The following is a 14,054-nucleotide window of genomic DNA, read 5'->3' on the forward strand; positions in this document are numbered from 1 at the left end:
CGCGTCGTGGGGCGAGGCAATCTGCGGTCGTCAAAGCCGCCAGGCTAGAATCGAAAGGGCTTTCTTCCGTTAGCGAACAACGCAGTCATGAAAATCCTGTTTGCCGTGGTCATCGCCGTCGTCCTTTGCAGCGCGTGTGCGCAGGGCGGCTCGGGCTCGTCGTCGGCCGGGTCGGGCAGCATCACGATGTACGGCACGATCGACGAAGGTGTCACCTTCCGCAAGTGATACGCGCGCGGCACCCGGCGTATCCGCGCGAATTCGCGCGTGCGCATCTGGCAGAAATTGATGCATCATTGGCCTTTCTGCCAGCGCGATCGATGTGACGATGTCGACATCGTCACCCAGCCTCGAGGCCACCGATGCCGCCGTCTCCTTCCACCGCTTCCGCCGTCCGCAGCGACGTACCGGGCCACGCCGACCCGCACGGCCGGCGCGCCGCGCGCGTGCTCGCCGTCTGTCAGGCGCTCTACACCTCGTCGGTATCGATCGATCTGACGCTCACGGGTCTCGTCGGCTACACGCTCGCCGCCGACAAGTCGCTCGCCACGCTGCCGTTTTCGCTGATCACCGTCGCCGCCGCGCTGACGACGGTTTTTGCGTCGTTCCTGATGGCGCGGATCGGCCGTCGCGCGGGCTTCCTGCTCGGCGCGGCCATCGGCGCGGCGGGCGGCGCGATCTCCGTGTACGCGATTTTTCAGCAGAGCTTCTGGGCGTTTTGCGCGGGCACGGCGACCGTCGGCGTGTTCCAGGCGTTCGCGCAGTATTACCGGCTCGCCGCCGCCGACGCCGTTCCCGCCGATGCCAAGAGCCGCGCGATCTCGACGGTTCTGACGGGCGGCGTCGTTGCAGCCGTGCTCGGCCCGGCGCTGGCGGCCTGGAGCAAGGACTGGCTCGCGCCCGTCGCGTTCGCGGGTTCGTATGCGCTCGTGACGGGACTCGGCCTGCTGTCGATGGCGCTGCTGGCAAGCCTCTACCGCGATGCCGCGCCGCACATGGACGCCGCCGCGCACCGAGAACCCGCGCGGTCCTGGCGCGCGATCGTCCGGCAGCCGATCTTCGTGGCCGCGCTCGCGAACAATGCGCTCGGCTACGCCGTGATGATGTTCGTGATGACGGCGACGCCGATCGCCGCCGTCGCGTGCGGGCACTCGATCGGCGATGGCGCGCAGATCATCCAGTGGCATCTGGTCGGCATGTTTGCGCCGTCGTTTTTCTCGGCGCGTCTGATCTCGCGGTTCGGCGTGCTGCGCGTGATCGGCGCGGGCATCGTGCTGTCGGCGCTGTGCGGCGTGCTCGCGCTGCGCTCGACCGACCTGCCGCATTTCTATGCGGCGCTCGCGTGTCTCGGCGTCGGCTGGAACCTGATGTTCGTCGGCGGCACGACGCTGCTCGCGCAATCGTACCGGGCGTCCGAGCGCGCGAAGACGCAGGCGACGAGCGAATTCACGACGTTCGCGTTTTCCGCGCTCGGCTCGCTGTGCGCGGGGCAGATGCTTGCACATCTCGGCTGGGCCGCGATCAACGTGGCGATTTTTCCGTTTCTCGCGCTCGCCGCGCTGGCGACGATCGCGTTTGCGTGGTCGCGCAGACGCGTGGTTGCGGCGTCGGGTATGTGAAACAGCCATGCCGCTTAAGGATCCATTGATGCCCCACGCTTCCGACGAAACCCTCGACACGCCCGCGCCGCAGGTTCGCCACATCGTCTTCGCCGTCGCGCCTGAACTCGTGCTGCTCGACGCATGCGGCCCGCTCGAAGCGTTTCATCGCGCCGAGCTGACCATGCGGGACGCGCGCCGCGTGTCGCCGGCATCTGGCGAACGGGTTGAGCCGGTCGCGTATCGAACGACGGTAGCGTCGATCGACGGCGGCGTGCTCGACACGTTTCCCGGCCTGCCCGTCGTCACGCAGCGTCTCGATGCACTCGACGACGAACCGATCGACACGCTGATCGTCCCCGGCATCCCCGTCGACGATCCGCGCACGCTGCAGCCCGCTTTGATCGACTGGATCGCGCGGCGCGCGCCGCACGTTCGGCGCGTCTGTTCGGTATGCACGGGCGCGTTTTATCTGGCGGCGGCGGGCGTGCTCGACGGACGTCGCGCGACGACGCACTGGCGCGACGCGCATCGCCTTGCCGAGCGTTTCCCGCGCGTGCATGTGGATGCCGAGCCGATCTTTATCCGCGAGCCCATGAACGGCGGCGGTGTGGAGGACGATTCACGCGCCGTTTGGACGTCGGCGGGCGTGACGGCGGGCATTGATCTCGCGCTCGCGCTGATTCAGGAGGATTACGGGCATCCCGTCGCGATGCAGGTCGCGCGGCGCCTCGTCGTGTTCGTCAAGCGGCCGGGCGGGCAGTCGCAATTCAGCGCGGCGCTCGCGGCGCAGGCATCGGCGGGCGGTGCGTTCGACGGCCTGCACGGCTGGATGGCGTCGAACCTGAACGGCGACCTGTCCGTCGAGCGGCTTGCCGAAGAAGCGAGCATGAGCCCGCGCACTTTCGCGCGCCGCTATGTCGACGAAGTGGGCCGCACGCCCGCGAAGACCGTGTCGGCGATGCGGCTGGAGGCGGCCTCGCGGGCGCTAGCTGAGTCGCGCCGCCCGTTGAAGCGGATTGCGCTCGATTGCGGCTTCGGTAGCGAGCAGAACTTGCGGCGCGCGTTCATGCGCAGCTTCGGCGTGTTGCCGCTGGATTACCGCGAGCGCTTTGCGTCCGCGCCGCGCTGAATCGAAAGCCGCTCGGGTGTCGCTTCACGGCATCTCGCATGCATCGAATGACGTCCAAAGCCCGATAGCACAGCGGCCGCCTTATTGCGCTCGTATAATCGGCTCCTTTCGATTTGTTTGACCGGAGTCAAGATGAGCACGCCAACCGCTGCGCCGCTGGATCGTTCAGAAACCACGTTCCGCTTCCTCGCCGAACCGACCTCGGTCAATTTCGGCGGCAAGGTGCATGGCGGCGCGCTGATGAAATGGATCGACGAAACCGCGTACGCGTGCGCGGCCGTCTGGTCGAGCCGCTATTGCGTGACGGTCAGCGTCGGCAATATCCGCTTTCGCCGGCCGATTCATGTCGGCAATCTGGTCGAGCTGCGCGCGCGGGTCGTCGCGACGGGGCGCACCAGCATGCACATCCATGTGTCCGTCTATGCCGGCGACCCGAAAGGCGGCGAACTGCTGCAAACTACCGACTGCCTCGTCGTGATGGTCGCCGTCAACGAGAACGGCAGCCCCGTGCCCGTACCGTCGTTCGAGCCGCAAACCGAAGAACACAAGGCGCTCGCGAAGTACGCGATGGACGTGAAGGCCGCGCTCGACGCCATCGTCGACCTGAAGCCCGAGGAAGTGGCGCAGGGCAAGGTGTAGAGAGCCTGCGCGCCGAGGCTCTCTGCACGTTCGCAAAGAGAGCCTCGCGGGAGGGAAGGGTTTTAGGGCTTCGCGTTGCCGACCATGTCGTGCGGACGCACCCATTCGTCGAACTGCTGTTCCGTCACATAGCCGAGCGCCAGCGCCGAGGCCTTCAGCGTCGTGCCTTCCTTGTGCGCCTTCTTGGCGATCTTCGCGGCCTTGTCGTAGCCGATGTGCGGATTGAGCGCCGTCACGAGCATCAGCGATTCATTGAGCAGCTGATCGACGCGCTCGCGGTTCGGCTCGATGCCGACTGCGCAGTTGTCGTTGAAGCTGTGCATGCCGTCGGCGAGCAGGCGCACCGACTGCAGCACGTTGTGCGCGATCATCGGGCGGAACACGTTCAATTCGAAGTTGCCGCTCGCGCCACCGATGTTGACGGCCACGTCGTTGCCGAACACCTGGCAGCACAGCATCGTCACCGCTTCGGATTGCGTCGGGTTCACCTTGCCCGGCATGATCGAGCTGCCCGGCTCGTTTTCGGGAATCGACAGCTCGCCGAGGCCGCAGCGCGGACCGCTCGCCAGCCAGCGGACGTCGTTGGCGATCTTCATCATGCTCGCCGCGAGCGTTTTCAACGCGCCGTGCGCGAACACCAGCGCGTCGGCGGCTGCCATCACTTCGAACTTGTTCGGCGCGGACACGAAGGGCAGGCCCGTCAGACGGCCGATCGCAGCGGCCACTTCGTCGGCGAACTTCGGATGCGCGTTGAGCCCCGTGCCGACGGCCGTGCCACCTTGCGCCAGTTCATACAGATGCGCCAGCGCCGATTCGACATGCTTCGCGCCGTGATCGAGCTGCGCGACATAGCCGGAGAATTCCTGGCCGAGCGTGAGCGGCGTCGCGTCCTGCAAGTGCGTGCGGCCGATCTTCACGATATCGGCGAATGCCTTCGACTTTTTATCGAGCGTCTCGCGCAGCGCCTTCAGCGCCGGCTGCAGATGCTTGACGATGCCGACGGCAGCCGCCACGTGCATGGCCGTCGGGAACACGTCGTTCGACGATTGCCCGCGATTCACGTCGTCGTTCGGATGCACGAGGCGCGCTTCGCCGCGCTCGCCGCCCATCAGCTCGCTCGCACGGTTGGCGATCACCTCGTTGAGGTTCATGTTGGTCTGCGTGCCGGAGCCCGTCTGCCAGACCGCGAGCGGAAATTCGTCGGGATGCTTGCCTTCGATGATCTCGTCGGCGGCGGCCATGATCGCCTTCGCCTTGGTCGCGTCGAGCACGCCGAGACTCAGGTTCACTTCGGCGGCGGCGCGCTTGATGATGGCGAGCGCGGTGACCAGTTCGGGCGACTGCTTTTCCGTCGAGATCTTGAAGTTCTGCAGCGAACGCTGCGTTTGCGCCCCCCACAATTTCGCGTTCGGCACGGCGATTTCGCCGAACGTATCGCGTTCCATGCGTACATCTTCGGTCATGTTCTACTCCGCTTGACTAGGTGATCGGAAGGCTTCCGGGAAAGTGGCGCACTCTGCACGCAGCTTGCAATCTTTCTGCAATCTGTCTGAACGTGAGACTGCGCCGTTATAACTGCTCGTCGACTGGCAGCAACAAGAATAGACCCGTCAGCGCGTTACGGTAAAAGCCCGCGCCGGGATCGAGGTTGTAGTGGCGCAGCTGGCCGTTTTCCTCGTCGGTCCAGACGAGCTTCGACTGCGGCGTGGCCGAGTAGCTCAGCACAGCCAGCTCGGCCGGCGTCGCGAGCGTCACGTGATAGCTGACGGCGGGCGCCGTCGCCTTGTCGAAGAGCTGGGCGACCTGGTCGGCGAGCGGCGCGCTGTGGATCACGAGCGCAAGCTCCGTGTTCAGATGCGCGGAGCGCGGATCGAGATTCATCGAGCCGATCACGAGCGTCTTGCGGTCGATCACATAGGTTTTCGCGTGCAGACTCGCTTTCGATTGCGAGCCGAACAGGCCGGCCCTCGGCGCCGCGTCGCCGGGCGTGGGCTTGAATTCGTACAACTGCACGCCGCGTTCGAGCAGCGGCACGCGGTACGGGCTGTAGCCCGCCTGCACGGCGACGGCGTCCGTCGCGGCGAGCGAATTGGTCAGCACCTTGACGGCCACGCTGCGCTTCACCAGCTGGCCGAGCGCATCGACGCCCGCCTGGTGCGGCACGAAATAGGGCGACGTGATGAGGAATTCCTGCTGTGCGCCGTGCATCAGTTCGACGAGCCGCTGCATCGGCGGACTCTTGTACTGATCGGCGGGCAGCTTCATTTTTTCGGGCGAATCGACCTTGAACTCGGCGCTCGCCCATACGAGCCCGAGTCCGTCATTCGCGATCTGCGTGGCGAGCGGCGTCGCGTTCAGCGGCTTCGCGTTGTACGGGTCGGCGTTCTTGCGCCAGTGCGCGCGCAGTTCGTCGCGCATGTCGTCGAGTTCGTGCGGATCGAACTTCTGCTTGTTCAATGCACGCAAAGGGTACGCGTTGCTGTCGTTCCAGTACGCGTCGAAGCTTGCGGAAATGTCGGAAGTGATCGGGCCAGCCGCGAGCACGTCGATATCGCGGAACTGCAGCGTCGGGCTCGCGCTGAAGTATTCGTCGCCGAGATTGCGGCCGCCGACGATCGCGATCTGGTTATCCGCGATCATCGCCTTGTTGTGCATGCGACGCGTGAACGCGCCGATCTTCGTGAAGAAGTTCTGGCTGCGCTGATAGAAGCTCGTTTCCGAACTGCCGAACGGGTTGAACACGCGGATCTCGATCTTGTCGTGCGAGTTCAGCGCGGCCATCACGCGGTCGATGTCCTTGAAGTTCAGATCGTCGACCAGCATGCGTACGCGCACACCGTGATCCGCCGCGTACAGGGCGGACGCGAGCAGCAGCTTGCCCGTCGTGTCTTCCTCGGCGATGTAGTACTGCATGTCGAGCGTCTTCGTCGCCGCGCGCGCGAGCGCGATGCGCATCTGCAGCGCTTCCGTGCCGTCCGACAGCACGCGAAAGCCCGACTGGTCCGGATGTGCGCGTTCGGGCGCGGCGAGCGCGGTGGCGAGCGGCGTGGTGTCGGTGGCGGGGAGCGCGTGCGTGACGGGGCGGTCGAACGCGGTGGCAGGGGGGCGCGTCGCGCATGCCGCCAGCAGCATCGCCGACACGATGAGCGCGAACGCGCGCATCAACATTGGGCCTGGCGCGTGACGCGAGATGCGGGTGCTGCGTTGTTCATGCTGATGCTGCGATGCGGTGGCGCCGTTCGTGTTATGAGCCGACACGCTTGTTCCTCCACTTGAGCGGCACGGATGGTCGTCGTGGCGTCGTCCATCGACCGGACCATTCTACGGGCAATCGTTAATGCGGGTCGGATAGTGACGCAATCTGGCTCTGCAACGCGCGTGCCTGGATTCGATGAGCGGGGACGGCTTCTGGCGGGGAAATGCGGCCGTGACACGCGGCGCGGCGTGAAAGCGCGCCCGCGTGTCAGGAAGAAACGGAAAGGGAAGCGATAGGCAGGCTTTAGACGCGTTCGCGGGCCAGCGCGTTTGCGTCCTGATCGGCGGTCGAGCCTTTGGCCGGGCGGCCGGCCCAGTAGCCTGCGAGCATCGAGCCCGACAGGTTGTGCCACACGGAGAACAGCGCACCCGGCAGCGCGGCAATCGGCGTGAAGTAGAGCTTGCCGAGTGTCGCGGCGAGGCCGGAGTTCTGCATGCCGACTTCGATCGCGAGCGTGCGGCAGACGGCCTCGTCGAAGCCGAGCAGACGTCCGCCCCAATAGCCGCCGAGCAGGCCGATGCCGTTGTGCAGCACCACGCCCAGCGCGACGACGAGCCCGACGGACGCAATGCTCTTCTGCGTGCCGCCGACCACGGCCGCGATGATCAGCAGGATCGATACCATCGAAACGAGCGGCAGCACGGGTTCGATGTTGCGCACGAGCTTGCCGGCAAGATGATTGACGACGAGGCCGATGACGATCGGCAGCGCGACGATTTGCAGGATGCTCATCAGCATGCCATGCACGTCGACGGCGATCGAGGCGTCGACGTATAGCCGCGTGAGCAGCGGCGTCGCGAACACGCCGACGAGGGTCGACAGTGCGCTGATCGTGACGGACAGCGCGACGTCGCCGCGCGCGAGATAGATCATCACGTTCGATGCTGTGCCGCTTGCGACGCTGCCTACCAGCACCATGCCCGCTGTGAGGTCGGGCGGCATGTGCAGCGCTTTTGCTATCACCCACGCGGCTAGTGGCATCACGAGGTAATGCAGCACGATGCCCGCGACGACGGGCGCGGGGCGCGTGAAGACGCGGCGGAAATCGCTGATGGACAGCGTGACGCCCATCGACAGCATGATGATCGTGAGGAGCGTGGTGACGTGGGGGGCGATGCCCGTAACGGAGGAGGGCGAGAAGTACGCGGTTACCGAGGCCAGTACGGCCCACAGCGGGAAAAGACGGGTGATGCGGGCAAGCATTGATGTGGTCCTTGGGGTTTGTTTTTCGCCTGGATGCGGCGGGCATTTTACCTGTCGCGGTCGGGGTGTTTTTGGTTTGGTTTTTTTGCTTTTGCGGTGGCGTCCGCGTTTTGCCTTCGTGGCGCGGCTGGTTTGTTTTGCTTGTGTTTTCGCTGGCATCCGCGATTTGTTAGCGTGCTTCAAGCGTCGCCCCTGTGCGGGGCGGCACCTACTTTTCTTTGCCGCCGCAAAGAAAAGTAGGCAAAAGAAAGCGGCTCACACCGCCAGTTCTAGTTTTTGCCTGAGGGCCCCCAAAGGGTCTTACGCTTCACACGGCAACGCCCTTGCTCACGTGCGTTGCCAACGCTTCGAATGAACGCCTCACCCGCTTCGAATACCCGTACTCGGGCCAGCGACAGCGAATGGTATGTGGCGCCCAGGTGGCAAACTGTGTGTAGGTTGTCGCTTCGTATAGCCTGGCGCTCTTACAGGGTGGAACGCGCGCGCTATCGGTCCGAAGTGAGGCGTGTGGAGCACAAGGGGCCGACACACAGTTTGCCACTTGGGCGGCGGTGGACTACCTGGCACGGCATGATGCAACGTGGGTGCGTGAAGCGGGTGAGGCGCACCGCAAGAGCGCTGGCAACGAACATGGGTCACGTGATTGCCGTGTGAAGCGTAAGAGCCTTTGAGGGCCCTCAGGCAAACACTAGCACTGGCGGTGTGAGCCGCTTTCTTTTGCCTACTTTTCTTTGCGGCGGCAAAGAAAAGTAGGTGCCGCCCCGCACAGGGGCGACGCGTGAAGCTAGATAACAAATCGCGGATGCCAGCGCAAACCAAACCAAACCAAACCAAACCAAACCACCCGCGCCGCGAAGCCAAAATAATCACTCCCCTGCGGCAACGCCGCCCACCCCCACACTCCGCAAACTCTTGCGATGAAACCGCAACGTCATCAACACAGCGACACTCGCGAGCCCAGCAGCGAGCCCCCACCATAACCCCCGGGCTCCGAGCCCAAAATGAAACGCGAGCGTATAGCCAGTCGGAAACCCAATCCCCCAATACCCGAATGCAGCCGCAATCATCGGAACCCGCGTGTCCTTCAGCCCACGCAAGCACCCAGACCCAACCGTCTGCATTCCATCGACAATCTGAAAAATCGCCGCCACGCCCAGCAACGAACTGGCCAGCGCCACAGTCGGCGCATTAGCGGGATCATCGAGATGCAAATAGAGCCCGACAATGAACCGCGGCGCCGTAATCAAAAACAGCCCCGACAGACACATAAACCCGACCCCCAGCCCCAGCGCAACGAACCCCGCATGCCGCGCGGCCAGCGGCTGCCCCGCACCTGACCAGAACCCGACGCGCACGTTCGCCGCCTGACCAATCGCAAGCGGCACCATAAACGCCACCGATGCCACATTCAACGCGATCTGATGCGCCGCCAGCTGCGATTCGCCAAGCAGTCCAACCATCAGCCCCGTGGCAAGAAACAGCATCGATTCGACGCCATACGTGATCGCCACCGGCCAACCGATCCCGAACAACTCGCCCATCAGCGGCACGTTCGGCCGAGTGGCCGTGACGAAATGCCGGAAGCGCGGCCGCAGATGCAACAGACCCATCAGCGTGAGCGCCGTGAGCCAGACGGTGATCGTCGTCGCGACGGCCGACCCGAGGAACCCGATTCGCGGCAAGCCGTACGCGCCATGGATCAACCCATAGTTCAGGAACCCATTGACGAATACGCCGCCAATCGACACCCACAGCAGCCGTCGCGCTGCGCCGATCGCCGGCAGGAACGAGCGCATCAGGCCAATCCCGATCAGGCTGGCAGGCGCGCCCCAGCGCAGCACCGCGCAGTATTCGCCGACATTGTGCGCGAGCAGCGCCGGCTCGCCGAACGCCATCATGATGGGCGCCGCGAACGACAGCAGCACGAACGCCGGCACGGCCAGCAACAACGACAGCAAAAAGCCCGTCCAGTAGATATGCGGTACGCGATCTTCGGCCTGCGCGCCTCGCGCATGCGACACGCTCACGCTGACGGACGTCAAGACGCCTTGCAACAGCGTCACGACGACGAAGAACAGGTTCGCACCGAGGCCGCCCGCCGCGAGCGCGTCGGGGCCGAGTGAACCGAGCAGCACGGTGTCGGTGACGCTCATCGCCATCTGCGACAGCTGCGCGATGGCAAGCGGCGCGGCGAGACGCGCCGTGTCGGCGGCGTGACGCGAAAGAGTGGGCGGCCCGCTGAGCGCGCGGGACATTCCGGTTGGATTCATGTTCGAAGCGCTGTTGCGCGAAAGGGCGACACGCTCGGCAAGTGCGCCGCGCGCCGTTTGTTTTTCTGTCCAGACGGACAGCTTATTGCGGGAACGCGGCGCTGTCGATGAACAGGCACATTTTTGGTGCGGGTTTGCGGCGGCGGGAATTCCGTTGACTGATGCCAGCCGCATATCTCGCGGCCTTGCGGCACCGTCCGGGCGGCTCTGTCGACCGTCAGCCCTCGTGAACGGCGATCCGCGTGTCGCCGAGCAGCACGACCTGGCCCGCGCGGATTTTGCACGTTTTGCGCGTTTCGACCTGGCCGTCGACGGTCACGGCACCCGACGCAACGATCACTTTCGCCGATCCCCCGCTGTCCGCAAGGCCCGTAATCTTCAGCAGATTGTGGAGTTCGACGTAGTCGCCGGTCAGGGTGAAATCGAGGTTGGGCATGGCAGTTGCGATCGACAGGTGGTCGGCAGGGTCGTTGAAAAGCGACTCGCATGATAAGCCATCGCGCGGCGCCCGACGTCCGGGTGCGAGTGAATGGCTACGCGCCGGAGCATTTGCAAGCAGATGTTATTCAGTTGTCAGGAAATGAAACGTTGAGTAACAGACGTCTTTCATGGCGAACTTCACTCGCAAAAGCCCGGTCTGTGGAATGGCCTGCTGAATTTTTTCGGCAGGCTGAAAACGCAGGCACGGCATCGGCCGATTCACGCCGACCGAACCGCCCGCGTGCCGATATCGACAAACTTCAGAGAGGATTGCCATGACCCAGCTCCGTACGCTCCTGATCGGTACCGCCCTCACTGCGATGGCGTCGACTGCCGCATTCGCCCAGACGGCGGCCCAGCCTTCCGCGGACCTGTCCACCCAAGCTCAGGTCCAGCAGGCGCCCGCCGCCGCACCCGCCGCCCAAGGCGTCCAGATGCCGACGCCCGCGCCGCAGAACCTTGCCGCACCCGGCTCGACCGACCCGCTCGTCCAGAAACGCAACGCGGACGCTCAGGCGAACGCCGAGTACAGCGCGCAGAAAAAGATGTCGAAGCAGCAGATGAAGGATCAGCAGAAGGCCGCGAAGGCTGCCTACAAGGACCAGGTCAGCAACGCGAAGATCAACAAGAAGGCCGACAAGGCGGCTGCGTCGAACGAACTGAAGGCCGAGATGCAGGGCCAGCCGACAGGCGCGGCGGCATCGGGCGAAGCGCATAACTGATGAGCGGTTTCCGGCGCCTGTGATGCAACAGGCGCTGTGACCGCCTGCAAGCTTTTGAGGTTGGAAAGAGGGAGGACGAGATGAAAAAGACTAGCAAGATGGTGGGCGCACTGTGCGCCGCCCTGATCGCAGGCAGCATGACGACGCTAGCGGTCGCGCAGACGACTCATGATCCCGCCACCGAGCCGATGACGCATGCCGATAACAAGGCTGCCAAGGAACAGGCGAAGGCCAACAAGAAGGCGGATGTCGCGCAGGCGAAGGCCGACAAGAAGAAGGCCGACGCGCAGGCCGATGCCGACAAGGCGAACGCTGACGCGAAGGTGAAGGACGCTAAATCGCAGTAGGCAGTTCTTTGCTACACATGCTGGGCGGCGGGTTCACGCCGCCTGGCGAAGCCCGGCCTCGCGCCGGGCTTTTTGTTTGCGGCGAGCGCATGAAAAATGGGGCGCTTGTCGTCGCGGGTTGTATGGATATACAGTATGCGTCGCCCTCACTATCCGACCCGCCAATCGTGCTTTCCGTCGCCGATTCTCCGTCCTCGTCATCCTCTGCCGCGACGGATTCGCCCGCAGCGGCGGCCACCGCCGCCACGACCGACTGGCTCGCGAAGCTCAACGACGCCCAGCGCGAAGCCGTCGAATACGGCGCCGACGACGTCGCGCATCCGTCCGGCGCGCTGCTGGTCATTGCGGGCGCGGGCTCCGGCAAGACGAACACGCTCGCGCACCGCGTCGCGAATCTGGTCGTCAAGGGCGTCGATCCGCGCCGCATCCTGCTGCTGACGTTTTCGCGCCGCGCCGCGGTCGAAATGACCCGGCGTGTCACGCGCATCGCGGGCGCGGCACTCGGCACGCGCGCGGCGCTTGCGCAGGGACTGACGTGGTCGGGCACGTTCCACGGCGTCGGCGCACGCCTGTTGCGCGAGTACGCGGATCTGATCGGCCTCGCGCCGACCTTCACGATCAACGACCGCGAAGATTCCGCCGACCTGATGAATATCGTGCGTCACGAACTCGGCTTGTCCGCGAAGGAAAAGCGCTTTCCGTCGAAATCGGCGTGTTTCGCGATCTACTCGCGCGTCGTGAATACGGGCGCGTCGCTGGCCGACGTGCTCAACAGCGCGTTCCCGTGGTGCCGTGAATGGGAAGCCGATCTGCGCATGCTGTTTGCCGCCTATGTCGGCGCGAAGCAGAAGCAAAGCGTGCTCGACTACGACGACTTGCTGCTCTACTGGTCGCACATGGCGGCCGAGCCCGCCATTGCCGCTGATCTCTCCGGCCGTTTCGATCATGTGCTCGTCGACGAATACCAGGACACCAACCGTCTGCAGGCGTCGATCCTGCTCGCGCTGAAGCCCGACGGGCGCGGCCTGACCGTGGTCGGCGACGACGCGCAGTCGATCTATTCGTTTCGCGGCGCGACCGTGCGCAACATTCTCGATTTCCCGGCGCATTTCGATCCGCCCGCGAAGCAGGTCACACTGGAGCGCAACTACCGCTCGACGCAGCCGATCCTCGAAGCTTCGAACGCGGTGATCGGCCTTGCGTCCGAGCGTTACACGAAGAACCTGTGGACCGACAAGGCGTCAGCACAACGCCCGCATCTCGTCACCGTCGCCGACGACGCGGACCAGGCGCGCTACATTGTCGAGCAGGTGCTCGCCGCGCGCGAGGCGGGCATGAAGCTGAAGGCGCAGGCGGTGCTGTTCCGCGCCGCGCATCACAGCGCCGCGCTCGAAATCGAGCTGACGCGGCGCAATATTCCGTTCGTGAAGTTCGGCGGCCTGAAGTTTCTTGATTCCGTCCATGTGAAGGACGTGCTAGCCGTGCTGCGCTGGGCGGAGAATCCGCGTGATCGCGTCGCGGGTTTTCGCGTTGTGCAGTTGCTGCCGGGCGTCGGGCCCGCGACGGCCGCGCGCGTGCTCGACGACATCGCCGCGCGGGCCGACGCTCTGCAGTCAGGCGGCGCGCCGGATGCCGCGCATGCAGTTGCGGGCTGCACGGCGCATGCGCTCGCCGCCTTCGCGCCGCCGGCGCGCGCGCTCGAAGACTGGCATCCGTTCGTGGCGATGATGGCGTCCGCATGCGGACGGCAGACGCCCTGGCCGGCCGAGTTCGAAATGGTGCGGCGCTGGTATGAGCCGCATCTCGAGCGCAATCACGAGGACGCGTCGATTCGCCAGGCCGATCTTGCGCAAATGGAGAGCATCGCGGGCACGTACGCGTCGCGCGAGCGCTTCCTGACGGAGCTGACGCTCGATCCGCCCGACGCGACTAGCGACGAATCCGGTGTTCCGCTGATCGACGAAGACTATCTGATCCTGTCGACGATCCATTCGGCGAAAGGGCAGGAGTGGCGCAACGTGTTCGTGCTCAATGGCGTCGACGGCTGCATTCCGTCCGATCTCGGCACGGGCAGCGAGGAGGAAATCGACGAGGAGCGGCGACTGCTATACGTGGCGATGACGCGCGCGAAAGAGGACCTGCATATCGTGATGCCGCAGCGGTTCTACGTACACAACCAGACGCATCTCGCCGACCGGCACGTGTGGGCATCGCGCACACGCTTCATTCCGGCGCATCTGCTGCCGCTGTTCGATTCGCATGCGTGGCCGCCCGCGCCCGTCGTGTCGGCACCGACGCGGGCGGGGCTGGCCGCTGCCGCGCAAGCCAAAATAGAAATCGCGGCGAAGCTCAGAAAAATGTGGGACTGAGCTTGCCGCGATGTGTCGGCGTCCGGTTCGACGCGCTG

Annotated in this window: 13 protein-coding genes; 7 read left to right on the plus strand and 6 right to left on the minus strand. The window is 64.9% G+C overall.

Annotated features, from left to right (window positions below; all coding sequences use genetic code 11):
* Positions 1-87 precede the first annotated feature (87 nt).
* The 4 genes from C2L65_RS46085 (at position 88) to C2L65_RS04210 (ending at position 3,369) form a co-directional block, all read left to right on the plus strand.
* On the plus strand, positions 88-228 hold the full coding sequence (locus C2L65_RS46085; protein ID WP_007588226.1) for a hypothetical protein: 141 nt from the start codon (positions 88-90) through the stop codon (positions 226-228).
* 134 nt (positions 229-362) lie between these two features.
* The gene (locus C2L65_RS04200) at positions 363-1,619 is read left to right on the plus strand and encodes an MFS transporter (RefSeq protein WP_042306826.1); all 1,257 of its coding nucleotides are present in this window, start codon (positions 363-365) and stop codon (positions 1,617-1,619) included.
* 28 nt (positions 1,620-1,647) lie between these two features.
* The gene (locus C2L65_RS04205; protein WP_042306828.1) at positions 1,648-2,730 is read left to right on the plus strand and encodes a GlxA family transcriptional regulator; all 1,083 of its coding nucleotides are present in this window, start codon (positions 1,648-1,650) and stop codon (positions 2,728-2,730) included.
* A gap of 132 nt (positions 2,731-2,862) precedes the next feature.
* The gene (locus tag C2L65_RS04210) at positions 2,863-3,369 is read left to right on the plus strand and encodes an acyl-CoA thioesterase (protein WP_042306829.1); all 507 of its coding nucleotides are present in this window, start codon (positions 2,863-2,865) and stop codon (positions 3,367-3,369) included.
* A gap of 62 nt (positions 3,370-3,431) precedes the next feature.
* Here C2L65_RS04210 and fumC read toward each other — a convergent pair whose 3' ends face one another.
* The 6 genes from fumC to C2L65_RS45375 all read right to left on the minus strand — a co-directional run bounded on the left by fumC (position 3,432) and on the right by C2L65_RS45375 (position 10,855).
* Positions 3,432-4,832, minus strand: coding sequence for a class II fumarate hydratase (fumC, locus tag C2L65_RS04215; RefSeq protein WP_042306831.1), 1,401 nt, complete (start codon positions 4,830-4,832; stop codon positions 3,432-3,434).
* Between the two features lie 106 nt (positions 4,833-4,938).
* Positions 4,939-6,627 (minus strand): phospholipase D family protein, encoded by a 1,689-nt coding sequence (locus C2L65_RS04220; RefSeq protein ID WP_042306833.1) that lies wholly within the window; start codon positions 6,625-6,627, stop codon positions 4,939-4,941.
* A gap of 241 nt (positions 6,628-6,868) precedes the next feature.
* Positions 6,869-7,828 (minus strand): ketopantoate/pantoate/pantothenate transporter PanS, encoded by a 960-nt coding sequence (gene panS / locus C2L65_RS04225; RefSeq protein WP_042306835.1) that lies wholly within the window; start codon positions 7,826-7,828, stop codon positions 6,869-6,871.
* Positions 7,829-8,694: 866 nt separating this feature from the next.
* The gene (locus C2L65_RS04230) at positions 8,695-10,098 is read right to left on the minus strand and encodes an MATE family efflux transporter (RefSeq protein WP_042306839.1); all 1,404 of its coding nucleotides are present in this window, start codon (positions 10,096-10,098) and stop codon (positions 8,695-8,697) included.
* A 217-nt stretch (positions 10,099-10,315) separates the two neighbouring features.
* Positions 10,316-10,534: an RNA-binding S4 domain-containing protein gene (locus tag C2L65_RS04235; RefSeq protein ID WP_012400207.1), complete on the minus strand. Its 219-nt coding sequence runs from the start codon at positions 10,532-10,534 to the stop codon at positions 10,316-10,318.
* Between the two features lie 126 nt (positions 10,535-10,660).
* Complete coding sequence (locus C2L65_RS45375; RefSeq protein ID WP_156132280.1) at positions 10,661-10,855, minus strand: hypothetical protein; 195 nt, start codon at positions 10,853-10,855, stop codon at positions 10,661-10,663.
* Here C2L65_RS45375 and C2L65_RS04240 point away from each other — a divergent pair.
* The 3 genes from C2L65_RS04240 (at position 10,854) to C2L65_RS04250 (ending at position 14,016) form a co-directional block, all read left to right on the plus strand.
* Positions 10,854-11,300, plus strand: a complete 447-nt coding sequence (locus C2L65_RS04240) for a hypothetical protein (protein WP_042306842.1) — start codon at positions 10,854-10,856, stop codon at positions 11,298-11,300. The two genes, C2L65_RS45375 and C2L65_RS04240, sit on opposite strands and share 2 nt — an antisense overlap.
* A gap of 80 nt (positions 11,301-11,380) precedes the next feature.
* Positions 11,381-11,647: a hypothetical protein gene (locus C2L65_RS04245; protein WP_042306843.1), complete on the plus strand. Its 267-nt coding sequence runs from the start codon at positions 11,381-11,383 to the stop codon at positions 11,645-11,647.
* A gap of 122 nt (positions 11,648-11,769) precedes the next feature.
* Positions 11,770-14,016 carry an ATP-dependent helicase gene (locus C2L65_RS04250; RefSeq protein ID WP_042306951.1) on the plus strand — a complete coding sequence of 749 codons (2,247 nt, stop codon included), beginning with the start codon at positions 11,770-11,772 and terminating at the stop codon, positions 14,014-14,016.
* Positions 14,017-14,054: the final 38 nt, after the last annotated feature.

This window comes from Paraburkholderia terrae (genome assembly GCF_002902925.1).
Lineage (GTDB): Bacteria > Pseudomonadota > Gammaproteobacteria > Burkholderiales > Burkholderiaceae > Paraburkholderia > Paraburkholderia terrae.

Bases quoted from the DNA above. Each gene is read 5' to 3' on its own strand.
- C2L65_RS04200 (WP_042306826.1), top strand. From the start codon at position 363: ATGCCGCCGTCTCCTTCCACCGCTTCCGCCGTCCGCAGCGACGTACCG.
- C2L65_RS04245 (WP_042306843.1), top strand. From the start codon at position 11,381: ATGAAAAAGACTAGCAAGATGGTGGGCGCACTGTGCGCCGCCCTGATC.
- fumC (WP_042306831.1), bottom strand. From the start codon at position 4,832: ATGACCGAAGATGTACGCATGGAACGCGATACGTTCGGCGAAATCGCC.
- C2L65_RS45375 (WP_156132280.1), bottom strand. From the start codon at position 10,855: ATGGCAATCCTCTCTGAAGTTTGTCGATATCGGCACGCGGGCGGTTCG.
- C2L65_RS04230 (WP_042306839.1), bottom strand. From the start codon at position 10,098: ATGAATCCAACCGGAATGTCCCGCGCGCTCAGCGGGCCGCCCACTCTT.
- C2L65_RS04205 (WP_042306828.1), top strand. From the start codon at position 1,648: ATGCCCCACGCTTCCGACGAAACCCTCGACACGCCCGCGCCGCAGGTT.
- C2L65_RS04240 (WP_042306842.1), top strand. From the start codon at position 10,854: ATGACCCAGCTCCGTACGCTCCTGATCGGTACCGCCCTCACTGCGATG.
- C2L65_RS04250 (WP_042306951.1), top strand. From the start codon at position 11,770: ATGGATATACAGTATGCGTCGCCCTCACTATCCGACCCGCCAATCGTG.
- C2L65_RS04210 (WP_042306829.1), top strand. From the start codon at position 2,863: ATGAGCACGCCAACCGCTGCGCCGCTGGATCGTTCAGAAACCACGTTC.
- panS (WP_042306835.1), bottom strand. From the start codon at position 7,828: ATGCTTGCCCGCATCACCCGTCTTTTCCCGCTGTGGGCCGTACTGGCC.
- C2L65_RS04235 (WP_012400207.1), bottom strand. From the start codon at position 10,534: ATGCCCAACCTCGATTTCACCCTGACCGGCGACTACGTCGAACTCCAC.
- C2L65_RS46085 (WP_007588226.1), top strand. From the start codon at position 88: ATGAAAATCCTGTTTGCCGTGGTCATCGCCGTCGTCCTTTGCAGCGCG.